Annotated in this window: 1 protein-coding gene and 1 pseudogene; both read left to right on the top strand. The window is 72.4% G+C overall.

Translation table 11 applies throughout. The features are described from left to right. Positions 1-59: 59 nt before the first annotated feature. Positions 60-1,577, top strand: coding sequence for a glycerol kinase GlpK (gene glpK, locus AB0J52_RS37310; protein WP_500187663.1), 1,518 nt, complete (start codon positions 60-62; stop codon positions 1,575-1,577). A gap of 106 nt (positions 1,578-1,683) precedes the next feature. Next, a pseudogene (locus AB0J52_RS37305) lies at positions 1,684-2,195 on the top strand (polysaccharide pyruvyl transferase family protein); the annotation flags it as partial.

The raw sequence follows: 2,195 nt of genomic DNA, 5'->3' as shown, positions 1-2,195 counted from the left end.
GCCGGCGAGGCGTCCTGACCGCCGTCCCCCCTTCCCGACCAGCGAGGAGAGCAGTGCCGATGGCCGACTTCGTCGGAGCCCTGGACCAGGGCACCACGAGCACCCGGTTCATGATCTTCGACCACGGCGGCAACGAGATCGCCCGCCACCAGCTCGAGCACGAGCAGATCCTGCCGAAGGCCGGCTGGGTCGAGCACGACCCCACCGAGATCTGGGAGCGCACCCGCGCCGTCATCCAGTCCACCCTCAACCGCGCGAACCTGTCGCACGGCGACCTGGCCGCGTTCGGCATCACCAACCAGCGCGAGACGACCGTGGTGTGGAACCGGCGGACGGGCCGCCCGTACTACAACGCGATCGTCTGGCAGGACACCCGCACCGACCGCATCGCGAGCGCCCTGGAGCGCGACGGGCGCGGCGAGACCATCCGGCACCGCGCCGGGCTGCCGCCCGCCACCTACTTCTCCGGCGGCAAGATCCAGTGGATCCTGGAGAACGTCGACGGCGTCCGGGAGGCCGCCGAGAACGGCGAGGCGGTCTTCGGCAACATCGACACCTGGCTGCTGTGGAACCTCACCGGCGGCACCGACGGCGGCGTGCACGTCACCGACCCCACCAACGCCAGCCGCACGATGCTGATGGACCTGGAGACCCTCGACTGGGACGACCAGCTGCTGTCGTTCTTCGGCATCCCGCGCGCGATGCTCCCCGAGATCCGGCCGTCCTCCGCGCCCGACCCGTACGGGACGACCCGGACGAACGGGCCGCTCGGCGGCGAGGTCCCGCTGAGCGGCGTGCTCGGCGACCAGCAGGCCGCGACGGTCGGCCAGGTCTGCTTCTCCCCGGGCGAGGCCAAGAACACCTACGGCACCGGCAACTTCCTCCTCCTCAACACCGGTCCGGAGCTCGTCCGATCCAAGGCGGGCATGCTCACCACCGTCTGCTACAAGCTCGGAGACGCCGCGCCCGTGTACGCGCTGGAGGGGTCGATCGCGGTCACCGGATCGGCCGTCCAGTGGCTGCGCGACCAGCTGGGCATCATCTCCGGCGCGGCGCAGAGCGAGGCGCTCGCCGCGCAGGTCGAGGACAACGGCGGCGTGTACTTCGTCCCGGCGTTCTCCGGCCTGTTCGCGCCGTACTGGCGCAGCGACGCGCGCGGCGCGATCGTGGGGCTGTCCCGGTTCAACACCAACGCCCACCTGGCCCGCGCGACGCTGGAGGCGATCTGCTACCAGTCCCGCGACGTCGTGGAGGCGATGCGGGAGGACTCGGGCGTCTCGCTGGACGTGCTGAAGGTGGACGGCGGCGTCACCGCGAACGAGCTGTGCATGCAGATGCAGGCCGACATCCTCGGCGTCCCGGTGTCGCGTCCGGTCGTCGCCGAGACGACCGCGCTCGGCGCCGCGTACGCCGCGGGGCTCGCGGTCGGGTTCTGGGGCTCGACCGAGGAACTGCGCCGCAACTGGAACGAGGACAAGCGCTGGACGCCGCGCTGGGACGATGAGCAGCGCGAGTCCGGCTACGCGGGGTGGCGCAAGGCCGTGGAACGCACCTACGGATGGGTCGACGTCGACTGATGCCGACGTTGACTGATCCGGAACGGTCGGCTGGGCCGGAAGGCTGAACCGTTGATTTTCGGTCATGTGCCCGCATCGGACCTCCCGATGCGGGCACATGCCTCCAATGGCACGCGTACTGGTCACCGGATGGCCCAGCTTCGTCGACGGCGAGGCGACGGCCGGCGACGTCCTGGCGATGGAGGCGGTCCACGGCGAGCTGGACGCCATGGGCCTGCCGTACGACACGGCGTGGAGTCCGGTGTTCCGGCCGGGGGCGCTCAGCCTGGACGACGCCGACCCCGCCCGCTACACGCACCTGGTGTTCGCCTGCGGGCCGCTGCACGGGCCGCAGGTCGAGGCGCTGCACGGGCGGTTCGCGCACTGCCGCCGGATCGCGGTCGGGGTGTCGGTGCTCGACCCCGCCGACCCGGCCGTCACCGGCTTCGACCTGGTGATCCCGCGCGACGCGCCGGGCGCCGAGCCCGGCCCCGACCTGGCGGCCCGCCCGGTGGTGCCGGACGTCCCGGTGGTCGGGGTCGTCCTCGCGCCGGGCCAGGCCGAGTACGGGACGCGCCGCCGCCACGACCGGGTCCGGGCGGAGCTGACGGGCTGGCTCGCCCGCCGCGACTGCGCCCG

Source organism: Spirillospora sp. NPDC049652 (assembly GCF_040675125.1).
Lineage (GTDB): Bacteria > Actinomycetota > Actinomycetes > Streptosporangiales > Streptosporangiaceae > Spirillospora.
This window is presented reverse-complemented; position numbering and strand designations above follow the sequence as displayed.

Coding starts and splice junctions, on each gene's coding strand:
- glpK (WP_500187663.1), top strand. CDS start 60: ATGGCCGACTTCGTCGGAGCCCTGGACCAGGGCACCACGAGCACCCGG.